This window comes from Mycolicibacterium grossiae (assembly GCF_008329645.1).
Taxonomy (GTDB): Bacteria; Actinomycetota; Actinomycetes; order Mycobacteriales; family Mycobacteriaceae; genus Mycobacterium; species Mycobacterium grossiae.
Genome location: NZ_CP043474.1, coordinates 4,999,594 through 5,020,988, shown reverse-complemented (window position 1 = coordinate 5,020,988; position 21,395 = coordinate 4,999,594). Strand labels below are relative to the sequence as shown.

14 protein-coding genes and 2 tRNA genes are annotated in these 21,395 nt (G+C 70.8%); 9 read left to right on the top strand and 7 right to left on the bottom strand.

Going from position 1 to position 21,395, the window contains the following annotated elements:
• Nucleotides 1-605: 605 nt before the first annotated feature.
• The 3 genes from FZ046_RS24000 to FZ046_RS23990 are packed head-to-tail and all read left to right on the top strand — an operon-like array spanning nucleotide 606 to nucleotide 11,686.
• Nucleotides 606-9,833 carry a type I polyketide synthase gene (locus FZ046_RS24000; RefSeq protein WP_149484334.1) on the top strand — a complete coding sequence of 3,076 codons (9,228 nt, stop codon included), beginning with the start codon at nucleotides 606-608 and terminating at the stop codon, nucleotides 9,831-9,833.
• A gap of 22 nt (nucleotides 9,834-9,855) precedes the next feature.
• The gene (acpS, locus tag FZ046_RS23995; protein ID WP_070355450.1) at nucleotides 9,856-10,275 is read left to right on the top strand and encodes a holo-ACP synthase AcpS; all 420 of its coding nucleotides are present in this window, start codon (nucleotides 9,856-9,858) and stop codon (nucleotides 10,273-10,275) included.
• Between the two features lie 10 nt (nucleotides 10,276-10,285).
• Complete coding sequence (locus FZ046_RS23990; RefSeq protein ID WP_099046049.1) at nucleotides 10,286-11,686, top strand: dipeptidase; 1,401 nt, start codon at nucleotides 10,286-10,288, stop codon at nucleotides 11,684-11,686.
• Here the strand turns inward: FZ046_RS23990 and bcp are convergent.
• Entirely contained in the window at nucleotides 11,683-12,156 is a 474-nt protein-coding gene (gene bcp / locus FZ046_RS23985) for a thioredoxin-dependent thiol peroxidase (protein WP_070355451.1), read from the bottom strand. The two genes, FZ046_RS23990 and bcp, sit on opposite strands and share 4 nt — an antisense overlap.
• Nucleotides 12,157-12,275: 119 nt before the next feature.
• Between bcp and FZ046_RS23980 the strand changes: the two genes are divergently transcribed.
• A complete protein-coding gene (locus FZ046_RS23980; protein ID WP_070355452.1) occupies nucleotides 12,276-12,503 on the top strand; it encodes a DUF3618 domain-containing protein in 228 nt (75 codons plus the stop codon).
• A 607-nt stretch (nucleotides 12,504-13,110) separates the two neighbouring features.
• Here the strand turns inward: FZ046_RS23980 and FZ046_RS23975 are convergent.
• Entirely contained in the window at nucleotides 13,111-13,566 is a 456-nt protein-coding gene (locus tag FZ046_RS23975) for a hypothetical protein (protein WP_070355453.1), read from the bottom strand.
• 310 nt (nucleotides 13,567-13,876) lie between these two features.
• A tRNA-Lys gene (locus FZ046_RS23970) sits at nucleotides 13,877-13,949 on the bottom strand.
• Between the two features lie 163 nt (nucleotides 13,950-14,112).
• Between FZ046_RS23970 and FZ046_RS23965 the strand changes: the two genes are divergently transcribed.
• A complete protein-coding gene (locus FZ046_RS23965) occupies nucleotides 14,113-15,342 on the top strand; it encodes a L,D-transpeptidase (RefSeq protein WP_070355469.1) in 1,230 nt (409 codons plus the stop codon).
• Nucleotides 15,343-15,401: 59 nt separating this feature from the next.
• Here FZ046_RS23965 and FZ046_RS23960 read toward each other — a convergent pair.
• Nucleotides 15,402-15,474: transfer RNA gene (locus FZ046_RS23960), tRNA-His, on the bottom strand.
• Between the two features lie 41 nt (nucleotides 15,475-15,515).
• Nucleotides 15,516-16,151: an oligoribonuclease gene (gene orn / locus FZ046_RS23955; RefSeq protein WP_070355454.1), complete on the bottom strand. Its 636-nt coding sequence runs from the start codon at nucleotides 16,149-16,151 to the stop codon at nucleotides 15,516-15,518.
• Nucleotides 16,152-16,255: 104 nt separating this feature from the next.
• Here orn and FZ046_RS23950 point away from each other — a divergent pair, with 104 nt between their 5' ends.
• A complete protein-coding gene (locus tag FZ046_RS23950; protein WP_070355455.1) occupies nucleotides 16,256-17,860 on the top strand; it encodes a helicase HerA-like domain-containing protein in 1,605 nt (534 codons plus the stop codon).
• A gap of 19 nt (nucleotides 17,861-17,879) precedes the next feature.
• Here the strand turns inward: FZ046_RS23950 and cmrA are convergent, their stop codons facing one another.
• Nucleotides 17,880-18,686, bottom strand: coding sequence for a mycolate reductase (cmrA, locus tag FZ046_RS23945; RefSeq protein WP_070355456.1), 807 nt, complete (start codon nucleotides 18,684-18,686; stop codon nucleotides 17,880-17,882).
• A gap of 65 nt (nucleotides 18,687-18,751) precedes the next feature.
• On the opposite strand from cmrA, the gene FZ046_RS23940 reads away from it, so the two are divergent.
• Nucleotides 18,752-20,110 (top strand): MFS transporter, encoded by a 1,359-nt coding sequence (locus FZ046_RS23940; RefSeq protein ID WP_070355457.1) that lies wholly within the window; start codon nucleotides 18,752-18,754, stop codon nucleotides 20,108-20,110.
• Here the strand turns inward: FZ046_RS23940 and FZ046_RS23935 are convergent.
• Nucleotides 20,081-20,833 carry an MmpS family transport accessory protein gene (locus FZ046_RS23935; RefSeq protein WP_070355470.1) on the bottom strand — a complete coding sequence of 251 codons (753 nt, stop codon included), beginning with the start codon at nucleotides 20,831-20,833 and terminating at the stop codon, nucleotides 20,081-20,083. The genes FZ046_RS23940 and FZ046_RS23935 overlap by 30 nt on opposite strands.
• Nucleotides 20,834-20,989: 156 nt before the next feature.
• Here FZ046_RS23935 and FZ046_RS23930 point away from each other — a divergent pair, with 156 nt between their 5' ends.
• Nucleotides 20,990-21,199, top strand: coding sequence for a hypothetical protein (locus tag FZ046_RS23930; protein WP_070355458.1), 210 nt, complete (start codon nucleotides 20,990-20,992; stop codon nucleotides 21,197-21,199).
• Nucleotides 21,200-21,239: 40 nt separating this feature from the next.
• Nucleotides 21,240-21,395, top strand: coding sequence for a DUF6131 family protein (locus tag FZ046_RS27550; protein ID WP_099046051.1), 156 nt, complete (start codon nucleotides 21,240-21,242; stop codon nucleotides 21,393-21,395).

Genomic DNA, 21,395 nt, shown 5'->3' with positions numbered 1-21,395 from the left:
CGTGCCGGTCGCGCGCCGGGGCCTGCCGAGGCCGTGGCGGTGACCGCCGGCAGCGGCGGCCGGCCCGGGGCGGGCCGCGGGCGGACGAACCTTACCGATCAGTAAGTAGCGTCAGCAAACTATTCCGCACACCGCCGACGGGCGACCGGACACGTCGATCCGAAGTGTTCGCCCGTCGAGCCGCTGACGTCGTCGTTTTGCGCCGCGATGATGGGACATAACGATTTGGTAACAGTACTGCCGTGGCCTGCAGCGTTGTAGCTACTCGACCGTAACCACGCGCATGCAGGACGTTTGTTCCAGAACATCGCGAGCGGTTTCGACGGGCGCGTTACGCAATCCCTTGTTACTTGAGCGTAGAACTCGCCAGTAACCATTTAGGGCCCGAAAATGGGGTCGGTTCTTATGACACTCTTACTAGGGCGGGAACGGGCTCCTGCCGGCCGCCGCGTCGACAGCGCCCAGTCCAGACGAGAGACGGGTCGACCCAGCCGCGATTCGATGCCGAATCACCCCGGGCCTCGCAGGGACGCGAGCCGACCGCCGAGACGACACGCCGCAGACGAGCGATACGCGCCCCCGGGCGCACGAGGAGATGGCACAACGTGACGATCAACGAACACGACCGAGTGGCCGCCGGACGCGCGGGAGGTGGCGCCGATCGGCCCGCCTCCGCGGCGGGAGCGAGTGCCCTGGTCGATCTGTTGAACGCCGGCGAGCCCTACGCCGTCGCCTTCGGCGGGCAGGGTGGCAACTGGCTGGAGAACCTCGAGGAGCTGATCAGCTCGGCGGGCATCGAGTCCGAGCTGAGTGAGGTCGTCGGTGAGGCGGCGCTGCTGCTCGAGCCGGTCGCGCGCGAACTCGTCGTCGTCCGCCCCGTCGGCTTCGAGCCGATCCAGTGGGTGCGTGCGCTCGCCGCCGAGGAGCAGCTGCCGACCGCCAAGCAGCTGACCACCGCCGCCATCTCCGGTCCGGGCATCCTGCTGGCCCAGATGGCGGCCATCCGCGCCGTCAGCCGCCAGGGCCTCGACCTGCGCGGCACGCCTCCGGTCGCGATGGCCGGCCACTCGCAGGGCATCGTCGCCGTGGAATCGCTCAAGGCCGCCGGCGCTCGCGATGCCGAGCTGCTGGCGCTGCTGCAGTTGATAGGTGCCGCCGGCTCGCTGGTGTCCCGGCGCCGCGGCATGGTCGGGCGCGGGGACAAGTCGCCGATGGTGTCCGTCACCAACGCCGACCCGCAGCGCATCGCCGAGCTGCTCGAGGAGTTCTCGAAGGACGTCCGCACGGTCCTGCCGCCCGTGCTGTCCATCCGCAACGGCCGCCGCTCGGTCGTCATCACCGGTACCCCGGAGCAGCTCGCCCGCTTCGAGCTGTACTGCAGCAAGATCACCGAGAAGGAGGAGGCCGAGCGCAAGGCCAAGACGCGCGGCGGCGCCGTGTTCGCGCCCGTCTTCCACAGCGTGCAGGTCGAGGTCGGCTTCCACACTCCGCGCCTCGCCGACGGCGTCGAGGTCGTCGACCGCTGGGCCGCACGCACCGGCATCGACGCCGACCTCGCCCACGAGATGACCGAGTCGATCTTCGTCCGGCCCATCGACTGGGTCGCCGAGGTCGAGCGCATGCACGACGCCGGCGCCAGGTGGATCGTCGACCTCGGGCCGAGCGACACGCTCACCCGCCTCACCGCGCCGGTGATCCGCGGCCTCGGCGTGGGCATCGTCCCGGCCGCCACCCGCGCCGGTCAGCGCAGCCTGTTCACCGTCGGCGCCGCACCCGAGGTGGCGCCGCCGTGGTCGAGCTACGCGCCGTCGCTGGTGACGCTGCCCGACGGCGCGGTGAAGCTGTCCACGAAGTTCACCCGCCTCACCGGTCGCTCGCCGATCCTGCTCGCGGGCATGACGCCGACCACGGTCGACGCGAAGATCGTCGCGGCCGCGGCGAACGCCGGTCACTGGGCCGAACTCGCCGGCGGCGGCCAGGTCACCGAGCCCATCTTCGACGACCGCATCGCCGAACTGACCACGCTGCTCGAGCCCGGCCGCGCGGTGCAGTTCAACTCGCTGTTCCTGGACCCCTACCTGTGGAAGCTGCAGGTCGGTGCCAAGCGGCTGGTGCAGAAGGCCCGCCAGTCCGGTGCCCCCATCGACGGTCTGGTCGTCACGGCAGGCGTCCCGGAACTCGACGAGGCCGTCGACCTGATCGGCGAACTCACCGAGGTCGGCATCACCCACGTCACGTTCAAGCCCGGCACCGTCGACCAGATCAAGTCGGTCATCAAGATCGCCAACGAGGTTCCCGACCGCGACGTGATCGTGCACATCGAGGGCGGCCGCGCCGGTGGCCACCACTCCTGGGAGGACCTCGACGACCTGCTCCTGGCGACCTACGCGGACCTGCGCAAGTACGCCAACATCACCATCTGCGTGGGCGGCGGCATCGGAACGCCCGAGCGTGCGGCCGAGTACCTGTCCGGCCGGTGGTCCGAGGCCTACGGCTTCCCGCTCATGCCGGTCGACGGCATCCTCGTCGGCACCGCCGCGATGGCGACGAAGGAGGCCACCACCTCCCCGGCCGTCAAGCAGTTGCTCGTCGAGACCAACGGCACCCCGACGTGGGTCGGCGCGGGCAAGGCGCAGGGCGGCATGGCGTCCGGGCGCAGCCAGCTCGGCGCCGACATCCACGAGATCGACAACGCGGCGTCGCGCTGCGGCCGACTGCTCGACGACGTCGCCGGTGACGCCGACGCGGTCGCCGAGCGCCGCGACGAGATCATCGCCGCGATGGCCGTCACGGCCAAGCCGTACTTCGGCGACGTCGCCGACATGACCTACCTGCAGTGGCTCCAGCGCTACGTCGACCTCGCCATCGGCGACGGCTCGAGCACCGCGGACACCAAGAAGGCCGGCTCGCCGTGGCTCGACGTCAGCTGGCGCGACCGGTTCGCCGAGATGCTCAAGCGTGCCGAGGCCCGCCTGCACCCGCAGGACTCCGGGTCCATCGAGACCCTCTACGGCGCCGACGGCGAGGAGCTGCTCGAGAACCCCGAGCGGGCGCTGACGGCCCTGCTGGAGCGCTACCCCGACGCCGAGTCGGTCAAGCTGCACCCCGCCGACGTGCCGTTCTTCATCACCCTGTGCAAGACGCTCGGCAAGCCGGTCAACTTCGTCCCGGTCATCGACAAGGACGTGCGGCGCTGGTGGCGCAGCGACTCGCTGTGGCAGGCCCACGACGCCCGCTACACCGCCGACCAGGTCTGCATCATCCCCGGCACGGCCGCGGTCGCGGGCATCACCCGCGTCGACGAGCCCGTGGGCGACCTGCTCGACCGCTTCGAGCAGGCCTCCATCGACGAGGTCGTCGGCTCCGGCGCGCAGCCGGTGCCCGCGGTCTCCCGACGCCAGGCCCGTGCCGACGTCACCGGTCCGCTGGCCGTGGTCCTCGACTCGCCGGACGTGCTGTGGGCCGGCCGGGTGTCGATCAACCCGGTGCACCGCATCGGGCACCCGGGGGAGTGGCAGGTCAACCAGAACCGTTCGGCCACGCACCCGTCCACCGGTGCGCGCCTGGAGATCGACGGCGACGCCGTCGTGCTCAGCGTGCCGCTGTCCGACATCTGGATCACCATCCGCTTCACGCTGCCCTCGGCGACCGTCGACGGCGGCATGCCCGTCGTCACCACCGACGACGCCGCGGCCGCAATGCGCGCCGTGCTCGCGATCGCCGCGAACGTCGAAGGACCCGAAGCGCTTCCGCCGGTGCACGACGACACCACTACGGTCACGGTGGCGTGGGACCCCGAGGAGGTCGCCGACCATACCGGCGTCACCGCCACGTTCGGTGCCCCGTTGGCGCCGGGCCTGACCCTGGTGCCCGACGCCCTGGTGGGCCGCTGCTGGCCCGCCGTGTTCTCCGTGATCGGTTCGGCCGTCACCGAATCCGGCTTCCCGGTCGTCGAGGGCCTGCTGAGCCTGGTGCACCTCGACCACGCCGCACACCTGCTGGCGCCCATGCCGAAGACCGCGGCCGAACTGACGGTCACCGCAACGGCAGCCGCGGCGACCGACACCGAGGTCGGCCGCGTCGTGCCGGTCAGCGTCCGCATCGCCGACGCCGCGGGCACCGTCCTGGCCACGCTGGAGGAGCGCTTCGCGATCCGCGGGCGCAGCGGTCCCGCCGAACTCGCCGACCCGCTGCGCGCAGGCGGTGCGATCACCGACAACGCCACCGAGACCCCGCGCCGCCGCCGGCGCGACGTCACCGTGACCGCGCCCACCGACATGAGCGCGTTCGCGGTCGTGTCCGGCGATCACAACCCGATCCACACCGACCGCGCCGCCGCGCTGCTGGCCGGGCTGAAATCGCCCATCGTGCACGGCATGTGGCTCTCGGCCGCCGCGCAGCACGTGGTCACCGCCACCGACGGACGGGCCACCCCGCCCGCACGCCTGGTCGGCTGGACCTCGCGCTTCCTCGGCATGGTGCTGCCCGGCGACGAGATCGAATTCCGCGTCGACCGGGTCGGCATCGACCGCGGCGCGGAGATCATCGACGTCACCGCCAAGGTCGGCGGCGAGCTGGTCATGGCCGCGACCGCGCAGCTGGCCGCGCCGAAGACCGTCTACGCGTTCCCCGGTCAGGGCATCCAGCACAAGGGCATGGGCATGGAGGTCCGTGCCCGCTCGAAGGCGGCCCGCAAGGTGTGGGACACCGCCGACCGGTTCACCCGCGACACCCTCGGCTTCTCGGTACTGCACGTGGTGCGGGACAACCCGACGAGCCTCATCGCCTCCGGCGTGCACTACCACCACCCCGAGGGCGTGCTGTACCTGACGCAGTTCACCCAGGTGGCCATGGCGACCGTCGCCGCCGCGCAGGTGGCCGAGATGCGCGAGCAGGGCGCCTTCGTCGAGGGCGCGATCGCGTGCGGTCACTCCGTCGGCGAGTACACCGCGCTGGCCTGCGTGTCGGGTGTCTACGAACTCGAGGCGCTGCTGGAGGTCGTGTTCCACCGCGGCTCGAAGATGCACGACATCGTGCCGCGTGACGAGAAGGGCCGGTCGAACTACCGACTGGCGGCCATCCGGCCGTCCCAGATCGACCTGGACGACGACGACGTCACCGACTTCGTCGCCGAGATCTCCTCGCGCACCGGCGAATTCCTACAGATCGTGAACTTCAACCTGCGTGGCTCGCAGTACGCCATCGCGGGCACCGTGCGCGGCCTGGAGGCACTCGAGGAGGAGATCGAACGGCGCCGCGAGATCAGCGGCGGCAAGCGGTCGTTCATCCTGGTGCCGGGCATCGACGTGCCGTTCCACTCCGAGGTGCTGCGCGTCGGCGTCGCCGACTTCCGCCGCTCGCTGGAGCGCGTCATGCCGCGCGACCAGGATCCCGCGCTGATCGTCGGCCGCTACATCCCGAACCTGGTGCCGCGACTGTTCACCCTGGACCGCGACTTCATCCAGGAGATCCGCGATCTGGTGCCCGCCGAGCCGCTCGACGAGGTGCTCGCCGACTACGACACCTGGATCACCGAGAAGCCGCGCGAGCTGTGCCGCAAGGTGGTCATCGAGCTGCTCGCCTGGCAGTTCGCCAGCCCGGTGCGCTGGATCGAGACCCAGGACCTGCTGTTCATCGAGGAGGCCGCGGGCGGCCTGGGCATCGAGCGCTTCGTCGAGATCGGCGTGAAGTCGGCGCCGACCGTCGCCGGGCTCGCGACCAACACGCTCAAGCTGCCGGAGTACTCGCACAGCACCACCGAGGTGCTCAATGTCGAGCGCGACGCCGCGGTGCTGTTCGCCACCGACACCGACCCGGAGCCGGAGGTCGACGAGGCGCCGGTCGCCGAGGCCGCGCCGGTCGAGGCGGCCCCCGCCGCCGCGCCCGCCGCACCGGCGCCCGCCGCCGCACCCACCGGCGGCCCGCGCCCGGACGACGTGCCGTTCGACGCCGCCGACGCCACGATGGTGCTCATCGCGCTGTCGGCCAAGATGCGCATCGACCAGATCGAACCGCTGGACTCCATCGAGTCGATCACCGACGGCGCGTCCTCGCGACGCAATCAGCTGCTCGTCGACCTCGGTTCGGAACTCAACCTCGGTGCCATCGACGGTGCCGCGGAGGCCGACCTCGCCGGGCTCAAGGGGCAGGTCACCAAGCTCGCCCGTACCTACAAGCCGTTCGGGCCGGTGCTCGGCGACGCCATCAACGACCAGCTGCGGACGGTCCTCGGGCCCTCGGGCAAGCGGCCGGCCGCCATCGCCGAGCGCGTCACCAAGACGTGGGAGCTGGGCGAGGGCTGGGTCAAGCACGTCACCGCCGAGCTGGCGCTGGGCACCCGCGAGGGCAGCAGCGTCCGCGGCGGAGCGCTGGGCGGCCTGCACGACGGTGCGCTGCCGGACGCCGCGTCGTTCGACAAGGTGGTCGACGCCGCCGTGAGCGCCGTCGGCGCCCGCAAGGGCATCGCGGTGTCGCTGCCGGCTGCTGCCGGTGGTGGTGGCGGCGTGGTCGACTCCGCGGCGCTCGGCGAGTTCGCCGAGACCGTCACCGGACGCGACGGCGTGCTCGCCTCGGCGGCCCGGCTGATCCTCGGCCAGCTCGGCCTGGACACCCCGGTCAGCGTCGGCGAGACCGTCAACGACGCTGACCTGATCGACCTGGTGACCGCCGAACTCGGTTCGGACTGGCCGCGTCTGGTCGCCCCGACGTTCGACGGCCGCAAGGCGGTGCTGTTCGACGACCGGTGGGCGAGTGCCCGCGAGGACCTGGCCCGGCTGTGGCTGGTCGACGAGGGCGACATCGACGCCGACTGGGCGCGGCTGTCGGAGCGCTTCGAGGGCGCGGGCCACGTCGTCGCCACGCAGGCGAGCTGGTGGCAGGGCAAGGCGCTGGCAGCCGGCCGCACCGTGCACGCCTCGCTGTACGGCAGGGCCGCCGCAGGTGCGGAGAACCCGGCCAGCGGCCGCTACGCCAACGAGGTCGCGGTGGTGACCGGTGCGTCGAAGGGGTCGATCGCCTCCTCGGTGGCCGCGCAGCTGCTCGACGGCGGCGCGACGGTCATCGCGACCACCAGCCGGCTCGACGACGACCGGCTGGCGTTCTACAAGGAGCTCTACCGCGACAACGCCCGCTTCGGCGCCACCCTGTGGGTGGTCCCGGCGAACATGGCGTCCTACTCGGACATCGACGCGCTGGTCGACTGGATCGGCAACGAGCAGTCCGAGAGCCTCGGGCCGCAGTCCATCCACCTCAAGGACGCGCTCACCCCGACGCTGCTGTTCCCGTTCGCCGCGCCGCGCGTGGCCGGGGACATGTCGGAGGCCGGGTCGCGTTCCGAGATGGAGATGAAGGTGCTGCTGTGGGCCGTGCAGCGGCTCATCGGCGGGCTGTCGCACATCGGCGCCGAGCGCGACATCGCGTCGCGTCTGCACGTGGTGCTGCCCGGCTCGCCGAACCGCGGCATGTTCGGCGGCGACGGCGCCTACGGCGAGTCGAAGTCCGCGCTCGACGCGGTGGTGACGCGGTGGAAGGCCGAGACGTCGTGGTCGCAGCGAGTCTCGCTGGCGCACGCCCTGATCGGCTGGACCAAGGGCACCGGGCTGATGGGCCACAACGACGCGATCGTCGGTGCGGTCGAGGAGGCCGGCGTCACGACGTACACGACGGCCGAGATGGCGTCGATGCTGTTGGCGCTGTGTGACATCGAGTCGAAGGTCGCCGCCGCTCGGGAGCCGCTGAAGGTCGACCTGACCGGTGGGCTCGGGGACGTCGAGATCGACATGGCCGAGCTGGCCGCCAAGGCGCGCGAGGAGATGGCGGGCGAGTCCGCCGCCGACGCCGAGGAGGACGTCACCGGCCTCCGCGCCCTGCCCTCGCCGCCGCGCGGGTACGCCGCAGCGCCGCCGCCGGAGTGGGGTCACGTCGACGTCGACCCCGCCGACATGGTGGTGATCGTCGGCGGCGCCGAACTCGGCCCGTACGGCTCGTCGCGCACCCGCTTCGAGGTGGAGACCTCCGGCGAGCTGTCGGCGGCCGGCGTCCTGGAGCTGGCCTGGACCACCGGTCTGGTCACCTGGGAGGACGACCCGAAGCCGGGCTGGTACGACACCCAGACCGGCGACCTGGTCGACGAGGGCGAGCTGGTGGAGCGGTACCACGACGCCGTCCTCGAGCGGGTCGGCATCCGGCAGTGGGTCGACGACGGTGCCATCGACCCGGATCACGCCTCGCCGCTGCTGGTCTCGGTATTCCTCGACAAGGACTTCACCTTCGTGGTGTCCTCCGAGGCGGACGCCCGCGGGTTCGCGCAGTTCGATCCCGAGCACACCGTGATCGCCCCCGTGCCGGACAGCTCGGACTGGCAGGTGACGCGCAAGGCGGGCACCGAGATCCGCGTGCCGCGCAAGGTGAAGCTGTCCCGGACCGTCGGGGCGCAGATCCCCACCGGGTTCGACCCGACCGTGTACGGCGTCAGCCAGGACATGGCCACCTCGATCGACCGGGTGGCGCTGTGGAACCTGGTCACGACCGTCGACGCGTTCCTGTCGTCGGGCTTCACGCCGACCGAGCTGATGCGCTGGGTGCACCCCAGTCTGGTGGCCAGCACGCAGGGCACCGGCATGGGCGGCCTGACGTCGATGCAGACGATGTACCACGGCAACCTGCTCGGGCAGAACAAGCCGAACGACATCCTGCAGGAGGTCCTGCCGAACGTCTTCGCCGGCCACGTGGTGCAGAGCTACATCGGCAGCTACGGCTCGATGATCCACCCGGTGGCCGCCTGCGCCACCGCGGCGGTGTCGGTCGAGGAGGGCGTCGACAAGATCACGCTCGGCAAGGCCGAGTTCGTGGTCGCCGGCGGCTACGACGACCTGACGCTGGAGGCCATCATCGGCTTCGGCGACATGTCGGCCACCGCAGACACCGAGATGATGCGCGCCAAGGGCATCAGCGACGCGAAGTTCTCCCGCGCCAACGACCGGCGCCGGCTCGGCTTCGTCGAGTCCCAGGGCGGCGGCACCATCCTGCTGGCCCGCGGTGACCTCGCCCTGGCGATGGGGCTGCCCGTGCTGGCGGTCGTGGGGTATGCGTCGTCCTTCGGCGACGGCGTGCACACCTCGATCCCCGCACCCGGCCTGGGCGCGCTGGGCGCCGGTCGCGGCGGACGGCAGTCGCAACTGGCCCGCAACCTGGCCAAGCTCGGCGTCGGCCCCGACGACATCGGCGTGATCTCGAAGCACGACACGTCGACGCTGGCGAACGACCCCAACGAGACCGAGCTGCACGAGCGGCTCGCGGCCTCGCTGGGACGGTCGGAGGGCGCACCGCTGTTCGTGGTCAGCCAGAAGAGCCTGACCGGCCACAGCAAGGGCGGTGCCGCGGCGTTCCAGATGATGGGCATGTGCCAGATGCTGCGCGACGGCGTCATCCCGCCGAATCGCAGCCTGGACTGCGTCGACGACGAGCTGTCGCACGCCCGCCACTTCGTGTGGGTGCGCGAGACCCTGCGGCTGGGCGACAAGCTGCCGCTGAAGGCGGGTCTGGTCACCAGCCTCGGGTTCGGGCACGTGTCGGGTCTGGTGGCGCTGGTGCATCCGCAGGCGTTCCTGGCGGCGCTCGACGAGGAGCAACGCGAGGACTACCTGCGCCGCTCGGGCGAGCGGGTGCTCAACGGTCAGCGCCGGCTCGCGTCGGCGATCGCCGGCGGGCCCGCGCTGTACGAGCGTCCCGCCGACCGGCGCTTCGGCCACGACGCGCCCGAGAAGCGGCAGGAGGCGGACATGCTCCTGGACGCCGGCTCGCGCCTCGGCGAGGACGGTTGGTACGCCCGGTGACGTCGTTGGGTAGCGTCACGGCGTGAGCATCGTCGGAGTCGGCATCGATCTGGTCTCCATCCCGGACTTCGCCGAGCAGGTGGATCAGCCGGGGACCGTGTTCGCCGAGACGTTCACCCCGGGCGAGCGGCGCGACGCGGCGGACAAGAGTTCGTCCGCGGCGCGCCACCTCGCCGCCCGGTGGGCCGCCAAGGAGGCCGTGATCAAGGCGTGGTCGGGGTCGCGGTTCTCCAAGCGGCCGATGCTGCCGGAGGGCATCCACCGCGACATCGAGGTCGTCACCGACATGTGGGGACGGCCCAAGGTGCGGCTCGCCGGCGCGATCGCCGAGCACCTCGCCGACATCACGATCCACCTGTCACTGACGCACGAGGGCGACACCGCGGCGGCGGTGGCGGTCCTCGAGACGGCAGCGCCGACGTCCGGCGGTGACGCGGACTAGCCTGAGGTCCGTGACCGACGTCGTCTCCAGCGGACGCGAGGATGCGCTCCTCGCCCGGGTCCGCGAGGTGCTGCCCGCCGTTCGCGCCGATCTCGAGGACCTGGTGCGCATCCCGTCGGTGTGGGCGGATCCGGCCCGCCGCGACGAGGTCGTGCGCAGCGCCGAAGCAGTCTCGAAGTTGTTGTCCGAGGCCGGTTTCGACGACGTCCGCATCGTCAGCGAGGGCGGCGCGCCGGCCGTCATCGCGTCGCATCCCGCCCCGCCGGGGGCGCCGACGGTACTGCTGTACGCCCACCACGACGTGCAACCCGAGGGCGACGCCGGGCAGTGGGCGTCACCGCCGTTCGAGCCGACCGAACGCGACGGCCGGCTGTACGGCCGCGGCACGGCCGACGACAAGGCGGGCATCGCCACGCACCTGGCGGCGTTCCGCGCGCACGACGGACGTCCGCCGGTCGGGGTCACGGTCTTCGTCGAGGGCGAGGAGGAGTCCGGCTCGCCGTCGCTGGGGGCGCTGTTGGCGGCGCACCGCGACGCGCTGGCCGCCGACGTCATCGTGATCGCCGACTCGGACAACTGGAGCACCGAGATCCCGGCGCTCACGGTGTCGCTGCGGGGTCTCGCCGACTGCGTCGTGGAGGTCGAGACGCTCGACCACGGCCTGCACTCCGGCCTGTGGGGCGGCGTCGTTCCCGACGCGCTGGGCGCGCTGATCCGGCTGCTGGCCACGCTGCACGACGACGAGGGCAACGTCGCGGTCGCCGGGCTGCACGTCGGCAGCGCCGCCGAGGTGGACTACCCGCCCGAGCGCGTCCGCGCCGATTCCGGACTGCTGGACGGGGTTTCGGAGGTCGGCAGCGGCTCGGTGGTGCAGCGGCTGTGGGCCAAGCCGGCCATCACGGTCATCGGAGTGGACACCACGACCGTCGCGCGGTCGTCGAACACGCTCATTCCCCGTGCCCGCGCGAAGGTCAGCATGCGGGTGGCTCCCGGCGGTGACGCGCGCGAGCACCTCGCGGCGCTCACCCGGCACCTCGAGACGCACGCGCCGTGGGGCGCGAAGGTCACCGTGACGCCCGGGGACGTGGGTCAGCCGTACGCGATCGACGCCGCCGGACCGGTGTACGACGCGGCGCGCGCGGCCTTCCGTACGGCGTGGGGACGCGACCCCATCGACATGGGCATGGGCGGATCCATCCCGTTCATCGCCGAGTTCGCCCGCACCTTCCCGAACGCCCGCATCCTGGTGACCGGCGTCGAGGACCCCGGGACGCAGGCGCACAGCATCGACGAGAGCCTGCACCTGGGCGTGCTGGCGAAGGCCGCGACCGCCGAGGCGCTGCTGCTCGAGGAACTGGGCCGTGCCGGGGAACTGGGCCCTGCCGGGGATCTGGGCGGCGCCGCCGGTTAGACCGAGATGTCGCGCAGCAGCTTCGCGACGTGGCCGGTCGCCTTGACGTTGTACTGCGCGACCTCGATCCTGCCCTCCTCGTCGACGACGAACGTCGACCGGATGACGCCCTGAACGGTCTTGCCGTACATGGTCTTCTCGCCGAATGCGCCCCACGCGGTGAGGACCTCGCGGTCCGGGTCGGACAGCAGTGGGAAGTTCAGCCCCTGCGCGTCACGGAACTTCGCCAGCTTCGCGGGCTTGTCGGGGGAGATGCCGACGACGTCGAGCCCGGCGCTGTTCAATTCGGCGATGCTGTCGCGGAAGTCGCAGGCCTGCTTGGTGCACCCGGGCGTGGACGCCGCGGGGTAGAAGTACACGATCACCTTGCGGCCCGCGAAGTCGGCGAGGCTCGTGGTGTTGCCGTCGGCGTCGGTGAGGGTGAACGCGGGGGCGGTGTCACCCACCTGCAAGCGCGGCGTAGGTGCCATGGTCAGTCCCTTCTCTCGGCCGCTCCCTCGCCGACGCGGTCTGCCGGGGCGACCGACGCGACGGGGTGGTGGCTGACATAGGGTATGCGACAAGGCGCACGGCGAGATGGAGGGCTGACGTGGCGGACAGGGATCCGGACACCATCAAGCAGGAGATCGACCAGGCGCGCGATCAGTTGGCCGCGACCGTGGACGAGCTGGCCGTGCGCGCCAATCCCCGTCGCCTCGCCGACGACCTGAAGGCCGGGTTGCTCGAATTCGTCACGAAGCCGCCGGTGGCCATCACGATCGCCGGCATCGGCTCGGTGGTGCTGGTCCTGGTGGTGCGGCGCATCCGCGACCGCTGACGCATCCGGGTCAGCGGCGTCGATTGCGCCGGAACAGACCCAGCAGCGAGAACCGTCGAGGCGGGTTCGCCCGGAGCCCGATCCGGCTGCACGAATACACCGCGACCGGCCGTTCGGCGGCGTCGGCATCGCAAACGTCCGGTGCGGCGAAGGTAGCGGCCGATGCGCTCGATGACGTCATCTAGCTAATACCTCCGTTCCCCCGTCGATCCATCGTGGCACTTGCCTCCCCGCTAGGCAGCTAACTTCGAGCGTACCAGGCTTACCCGGCACGTCGCTCCATCAAACGCGTGATATCCGCTGATCATGCAGTTACGCTACGAGCGGTTGCGATTCAACATCGCGCTGGAAAGTGACTTCCGCGGTGATTCCAGCACACCCCGGTGATAGCCGCTGGCAAAGTCCGCGCCGATTCGACGCAGCCGTCACCTGCAATCGCACGCTCGCTCGGCCAACCGTTCGCCACGTATGCCCAGCGCACGGCGATTCGGGCGCTTCGCGACTTCTGCGGTGGGTGCCCGCTCGAGCGGGTTCGCCGACGCATCCTCCGGACACGCGGACGGCCGCCCCGCGCCGAGCGCGAGGCGGCCGTCAAGGGCCCGTGGGGCTAGAGACGCACGAAGGTGTCGGTCTCGTCGTCGAAGACGCCCCACACGCCGAGGTCGGGGTTCCACACGACCGGCAGGTCGACGGCCCAGTCCGGCACGTCGGGTCGCAGCGGTGCGTCGAGCGGCGGCGTCACGGGATCGAGGACCCACGACGGCACCTCGTCGAACGCGATGCGGTCCTGCGGCATCGGGCCGCCGTGTCCGGGAGGCGGCAGGTAGCCCAGCCCCGGGGGCAGCGGGTTGCCCGGGTCGCCGGCGTTCACGCCCGGGCCGGTGACGGCATCGGGACGCGGTGCGGGTCGCTGGTCATTGCCCGGCCGGTCCGGAGCGTTCGGGGTGGGCCGCGGCGGCGGGGACGAGGGATCGGCCTGCGCCAGACCCGCACCCATCCCCAGGCCGCCCAGGCCCAGTACGCCCGCCGTCGCCATGCCGGCCGCAATCTTCTTCACATCCATGTCGGAACCTCCTCGTTCGTCTTCTGTGCTTTCCATCGGTTGCCGCTCGGGGAAGCGGTCACCGACGATGCCCCGACCTGATGAGGGGATGACCGTTCGACTGATCGTCAAACACGGTGCGGGCGAACTTTTCTCGCGTATACGGCGTGACCTGGGATGGTTCGAAGAATACGTGTATTCGACCCAGTGGGCGTTTGCTACGAACTTCGAAGGACCTGTAACGCCGCGGATTCCGCAACCGATACAGCGCCGACACGGGAGCACCCGAGAAACGACGAAAGCCCCGCCGAAGCGGGGCTTTCGCGACGAGTGCGCCGTCAGGGTTTCGAACCCCGGACCCGCTGATTAAGAGTCAGCTGCTCTACCAACTGAGCTAACGGCGCGCGTGGAAGACGATAACAGGCGGCGCGGCGGAGATGAAATCAGCACGTCTCGGGCCCGCTCGGAGGCGGATGTAACGATCACGCCCCTGTCGGCGGTTTCCCTTAGACTATTGCCAACTTAGGGTGTCGTCCCGTTCAGTCCAGTCGTGAGGTGGAGTCCAGCATGCCGCGAGTCCATACCGTGGCCCGTCCCGTCAACCGTCGTCGCCCGACGCTGCTGACGGCGTTCGTCCTGGTGCCCGCCGCCGTACTCGCGCTGGCGGGATGCAGCAGCGACCAGGAGGCGGCGCCGCAGCCGCAGACGATCACCGACAAGGGCACGCCGTTCGCCGACCTGCTGGTGCCGAAGCTGACGGCATCGGTCACCGACGGTGCCGTCGGCGTCACCGTCGACGCGCCGGTCACGGTGAGCGCCGAGGACGGTGTCCTCGGCGCGGTCACGATGACCGACGCCGACGGCGAGCCCGTCGCGGGGCAGCTGACGAAGGACGGCCTGCAGTGGTCGACCACCGATCCGCTGGACTACAACGCCCGCTACACGCTCAACGCGCAGTCCCTGGGGCTCGGCGGCGTGACCAGTCGGTCCATGACGTTCCAGACGCACTCGCCCGAGAACCTCACGATGCCCTACGTGCTGCCCAACGACGGCGAGGTCGTCGGCGTCGGTCAGCCGATCGCCGTCCGCTTCGACGAGAACATCCCGAACCGCGCGGCGGCCGAGAAGGCGATCACCGTCACCACCAACCCGCCCGTGGAGGGCGCGTTCTACTGGCTGAGCAACCGCGAGGTGCGCTGGCGACCCGCCGAGTACTGGAAGCCCGGCACCACGGTCGACGTCACGGTCGACACCTACGGCGTCGACCTCGGCGACGGTCTGTTCGGCCAGGACAACGCCACCACCCACTTCACCATCGGTGACCAGGTGATCGCCGTCGCGGACGACGACACCAAGACGCTGACCGTGCGCCGCAACGGCGAGGTCATCAAGACGATGCCGATCTCCATGGGCAAGAACACCACGCCGACCAACAACGGCGTGTACATCATCGGCGACCGCTTCTCGCACCTGGTGATGGATTCGTCGACCTACGGCGTCCCGTCGAACTCGCCCAACGGCTACCGCACCGAGGTCGACTGGGCCACCCAGATGTCCTACAGCGGCATCTACGTCCACGGTGCGCCGTGGTCGGTCGGCAGCCAGGGATACAGCAACGTCAGCCACGGCTGCCTCAACGTGAGCACCAGCAACGCGCAGTGGTTCTACGAGAACACCAAGCGCGGCGACATCGTCGAGGTCCTCAACACCGTGGGATCCGTGCTGCCCGGGGTCGACGGTCTCGGTGACTGGAACGTCCCGTGGGAGCAGTGGAAGGCCGGCAACGCGACGGTCTGATCCGCCCCGTCACGACGAAAGCGCCCCACCCGCCGAAGCGGATGGGGCGCTTTGCGTTGGGTGGCTGACGGGACTCGAACCCGCGACAGCCAGGATCACAACCTGGTGCTCTACCAACTGAACTACAGCCACCATCGCCGCCGACCCGGATGGGCAGTGCAGCGTGAAAGATACTAGCCGCTCGAAGCCCCAGGAGCCGAATCCTTGGCTCCCGGGGGGCCAAGTTCGGCCGCGACGGCGGCGATGTCGCTGGTCGCGGGCCCGGGGGGCGCGACGAATGCGGTGCGTCGGTAGTACTGCAGCTCGCGGATCGACTCGTGGATGTCGGCCAGGGCGCGGTGCGCGAGGCCCTTCTCGGGCTGGCCGAAGTAGATCCGCGGGTACCACCGCCGGCACAACTCCTTGATCGAGCTGACGTCGATCATGCGGTAGTGCAGGTAGTCGTCGAGCGCGGGCATGTCGCGCGCGATGAAGCCGCGGTCGGTGGCGATGGAGTTGCCGCACAACGGCGCCGTCTTGGGCTGCTTGACGTGCTCGCGCACGTAGTCCAGGACGAGCTTCTCGGCGGTCTCGAGATCCACGGTCGACGTCCGCACCTCTTCGGTGAGTCCGGACTTGCGGTGCATCGTGGCGACCACCTCGACCATGCCGTCGAGCGCCTCGTCGTCCGCGTGGATCACCACGTCGATGCCGTCGCCGAGCACGTTCAGCTCGGCATCGGTCACCAGCGCCGCGATCTCGATGAGCCGATCGGACCCCAGATCCAGGCCGGTCATCTCGCAGTCGATCCACACCAGTTCGTCACGCACAGCGTCCCAGGGTAGGCGCACGCCCCGACGCCGGGAGCGCGAGTCCGCCGAACGCCGTGTCCGCCGACGGTCGGTACGCAGGCCACGGCAGTAGGGTCTGCCCCATGACCGCAGACCCGGCGGCGACGTCCGCCCAGCAGATCGCGGCCGGTTACGCCGCCGAAGGACCCGCGCTGGAACTGGGCACCGTGGTGGTCGGCGGCACGGTCGACCCGACCGCCCGGGTGCGGATCCCGCTGGCGACGGTGAACCGGCACGGCCTGGTGGCGGGCGCGACCGGGACGGGCAAGACGAAGTCGCTGCAGGTGCTGGCCGAGCAACTCTCGGCGGCCGGCGTGCCGGTGCTGATGGCCGACGTGAAGGGTGATCTGTCCGGGCTGTCCCGTCCGGGCGAGACCAGTGACCGCACCACGGCGCGCGCCGCCGATACCGGCGATCAGTGGACGGCGACGGCGTACCCCGTCGAGTTCCTCTCGCTCGGCACCGGCGGTCTGGGCGTGCCGGTGCGCGCCACCGTGACCAGCTTCGGACCGATCCTGCTGTCGAAGGTGTTGGGACTGAACGCGACTCAGGAGTCGACGCTCGGGCTGATCTTCCACTGGGCCGATCAGCAGGGCCTCGCCCTGCTCGACCTCAAGGACCTGCGGGCGGTGATCGGCTTCCTCACCAGTGACGAGGGCAAGCCCGCGCGCAAGGAACTCGGCGCCGTGTCGACCGCCACCGCGGGCGTCATCCTGCGCGCCCTGGTCAACCTGGAGGCCGAGGGCGGCGACACCTTCTTCGGTGAGCCCGAGCTGGAACCGAAGGACCTCATCCGGTGCGACGCGCAGGGCCGTGGCATCATCACGCTGCTCGAACTCGGCGATCAGGCCGCCCGCCCGGTCCTGTTCTCGACGTTCCTGATGTGGGTGCTCGCCGATCTGTTCACGACGCTGCCCGAGGTCGGCGACGTCGAGAAGCCGAACCTGGTGTTCTTCTTCGACGAGGCGCACCTGCTGTTCGACGACGCCTCGAAGGCCTTCCTCGCCCAGGTCGAGCAGACCGTCAAGCTGATCCGCTCCAAGGGCGTCGGCGTGTTCTTCTGCACGCAGCTGCCGACCGACGTGCCCAACGGCGTCCTGAGTCAGCTCGGCGCCCGCATCCAGCACGCGCTGCGGGCCTTCACCCCCGACGACCAGAAGGCGCTGACGAAGACGGTCCGGACCTACCCGAAGACCGCCGTCTACGACCTCGAGGAGGCGCTGACGTCGCTCGGCATCGGCGAGGCCATCGTCACGGTGCTCTCCGAACGCGGCGCGCCGACGCCGGTCGCCTGGACCCGGATGCGTGCGCCCCGGTCGCTGATGGACACCATCGGGCCCGACGCCATCCGCGCGGCGGCCGCGGCGTCACCGCTGCAGGCGGAATACGGCCAGACCGTCGACCGGGAGTCCGCCTACGAGCGGCTCACCGCACGCGTCGCCGAGCCCGAGCCCACGCCGCCGCCGGTCGCACCGCCTGCCGGTGACCTGCCGCCGCCGGTGTACGTGCCGCCGGATCCCTGGGGTGCGGAGCCGACCTGGGGCGGCGAGCCGACCGGTCCCAGCATGTTCGAGAAGGTCGTCGACAGCCCGGCGTTCCAGAGCGCCATGCGGTCGGCGGGCACGGTGATCGGCCGCGAGATCACCCGCAGCATCTTCGGGACCGCCCGCCGGCGCCGCCGCCGCTGACCACTTCTTCCGCCGAGGGTTAGTCGCCGCCGAGCTTCTTGTAGACGGCGCCGACGATCGGGGTGACGATCGCGCGCGGGGTGTAGCCGCTGGCGACCGACATCGCCTTCGACGTCACGCCCGGCACGACGCGCATCTTGTTGCGCTCGAGTCCGTCGAGCGAGAGCTTCGCGGTGTGCTCGGTGGAGATCCACAGGAAGTCCGGGATGAGCTTCTCGACGAGCGACTGGTCGTCGGGATCGGGCAGCTCGGTGCGTACCGGACCGGGGGCCAGCAGCGTGACGTGGATGCCGTGGCTCTTCACCTCTCCGCGCAGCGACTCGCTGAAGGTGTTGGCGAACGCCTTGGACGCGGCGTAAGTGGCGTTGTTCGGGATGGGGGAGTTGCCGGCCGCCGAACCCGAGATGAGGATGCCGCCGGCGCGGCGGCGGACCATGCCCGGCAGCACCGCCAGGACGAGGTCGTGCACGCCCTGCACGTTGAGCTGCACCTGATCCCGCTCGCCCTTGGGATCCAGGTTGGCGACCGGACCGAAGGTGGCGGTGCCGGCGTTGGCGCAGAGGATGGAGACCTCGCGCTGCGCCAGCTCCTCGCAGAAGATCTCCCGCGCGGCGGGATCGGTGAGGTCGACGGCACGGACCTCGACCGTGACGCCGTAGCGCTCGGACAGCCGCGTCGCCAGTGCACTCAGCACCTCCTCGCGACGAGCCGTCACGATGAGGTGATGTCCGCGGGCGGCGAGTTCGGTGGCCAAGGCCTCGCCGATGTTCTGCGAGGCGCCGGTGACCACCGCGCGGGCGTCGGGATGGGGTGCGGGTACTGGCATGGCGCCAATCGTAGGGACCGGCGGCGTGCGGTGGAGCAGTGGCTCGGGCCCATAGAGTTGGGGCCATGAGCAGCCCCGGCGCGGTCGCGCCGATCCCCGGGCGGTCCCGAGTCGCCGCCTGGGCGCTGTGGGATTGCGGCGCCACCGGAGTCAACGCCATCGTCGTCACCTTCGTGTTCTCGGTGTACCTCACCGGGCAGGTGGGCGCCGGTCTGTCCGGGGCGACGACGCCGGCGGAGTGGCTCGGCCGGGCGCTGACGCTGTCGGGCGTGGTGGTGGCGCTGCTCGCGCCGGCCACCGGCGTGTGGGTCGACGGCGCGCACCGCCGACGCCTGGTGCTGACGACGCTGACGGGCGTCGCGGTACTGCTGACCGCGGCGATGAGCCTCATCCGCGACGACCCGGACTACCTGCTGCCCGGGCTGGCGCTGCTGGCGTGCACGGCGGCGTGCAGCGACCTCGCGACCGTGCCGTACAACGCGATGCTGCGCGAGCTGTCGACGCCGGAGACGTCCGGCCGGATCTCCGGATTCGGCGCTGCGGCAGGCTATTTCGGCAGTGTCGCGTTGCTCCTGTTCGTCTACCTCGGGCTCATCGCCGGAGACGGCGACACCCGCGGACTGCTGGGCGTCCCCGCAGCCGACGGGTGGCCGGTGCGCGCGGCGATGCTCGTCACCGCCGCGTGGTTCGTCCTGTTCGCCCTGCCGCTGCTGCTGGGCCGACGTGCGGTCTCGGCGGAGGAATCCGTCGCGAGGGTCGGCGTGCTGGAGGCCTACCGCAGGCTGTGGGGCGAACTGACCGATCAGTGGCGCCGCGACCACAACATCGTCTACTACCTCGCGGCGAGCGCGATCTTCCGGGACGGCCTGACGGGCGTCTTCACCTTCGGCGCGGTGCTCGGCGTCACGGTCTACGGAGTCTCGCAGGCCGACGTGCTGCTGTTCGGCGTGTGCGCGTGCGTCGTGGCGGCCGTCGGCGCGGTGCTCGGCGGCATGCTCGACGACCGCGTCGGCTCCAAGCCGGTGATCGTCGGCTCGCTGACGGCCATGCTGATCGTGGCCGGCACGCTGCTGACGCTCGACGGGCCGCTGGCGTTCTGGACCTGCGGCCTGCTGCTGTGCCTGTTCATCGGGCCCACACAGTCCTCGGCGCGTACGCAGATGCTGCGGCTGACCACCGAGGGCAAGGAGGGCGTCGCCTTCGGGCTCTACACGACCACCGGGCGGGCGGCCACGCCGCTGGCGCCGTGGCTGTTCGCGTCGTTCATCGGCATCTTCGGCACCGATCGCGCCGGCATGGGCGGGCTGATCACCGTGCTGGCGCTGGGGCTGCTGGCCATGCTGCTGGTGCGCACGCCACGGCGCGCGGCCGAGTCCGGCCCGGCGCCGGTGGGGTCAGACCGGGCTGCAGATCGTCAGCCCTGACCCCGTGCGCTGCTGGACCTGCGCACCGTCGACGGAGATCGCGCAGGTGATCTCCCGGCCGACGTTGATGATGCTGACGCTGGCCGATTGCCGGGCCGGCGCGCTGAGTCGCACTTCCTTGCTCCACGGCAGCATGACGTTGAACTCGGTCTGGAACACCCCGCCGCTGTCGATGTAGGTGATGTTGATGGCGCGGCCGTCGCCCTGCACGTCGTAGACGACGGTCTCGGTCGGGCCGGGTGTCGCGGTCTCTCCGGGTGCGGGCGTCGTGGCCGGCGGTGGCACGGGAATCGGGATGGGCGACGTCGTCGATGGCGTGCGGGTGGTGCTCGGCGTGCTGGTGCCCAACGACGGCTCCGGCGGCGCGTCGGGCGGTGCGACCACGGTCTGAGACTGCGAGCCGTTGACGACGACGAGCGCGATCACCAGGCCCACCACGATCACCACCGACAGCGCAGCCAGTGCCCACAGCCAGAGGGCCGGGCCGGGCCGATCCGGTTCGCCGGGAGTGGTGGGCGGCGCACCGAACTGCTCGGTGGGAGGCGCCTGGTAGGCGTACGGATCGTAGGGCGGCAGCTGCCGCGTGGTGTCCTGCGCCGGCGGCGGCTGGTAGGCCGACCCGTAGGGGGTCTGGCTCGCGTAGGCGGGATCGGAGTAGCCGGAATGGGGGTGCGACGGCGGTTGCGTCGGCTCCGGCCCGTCGCGACGGGGTGACTCGGTCATGCCCACCTCATGCGCCCCACGGTACCCGCGCCCGCTGCCGACGCAGCCCGGTGCCGACACCCGTCCGGGCGCGGCGCGGCGGCGTTTAGCCGATTTTTCACCGGGGTAAATCCAAGATCACGCGCCACGGTGGCGCACGAGGAATGGAGGCCCATCATGCGAGGTGGCGGAATTCTCGGCGTCATCGTTCTCGTCTGGCTGCTCATCGGCGTCGTCGCCGCATACCAGCGCGGCTACTTCGAGACGTCCGAGAACAGTTGCGGGACAGCGGGGACCATCGCGCTGACGGTCGTCTCGGGGCCGCTCAACTACGCCGGAGTCAATCCGAAGGTCATGGATTGCAAGCTCCCCGAACCCAGTCAGTAACCGGTCGCCGTCGACGACCACCCCACGAAAGGAAGTCACCATGATTGCCATCGGAGCGATCCTCCTCATCCTCGGCCTGATCTTCAGCGTGCCGATCCTCACCTACATCGGCGTCGTCGCCCTCGTCATCGGCGCGGTCTTCTGGCTGCTGGGCGCCGCCGGGCACGCCGTGGGTGGGCGACGCGTCTGGTATTAG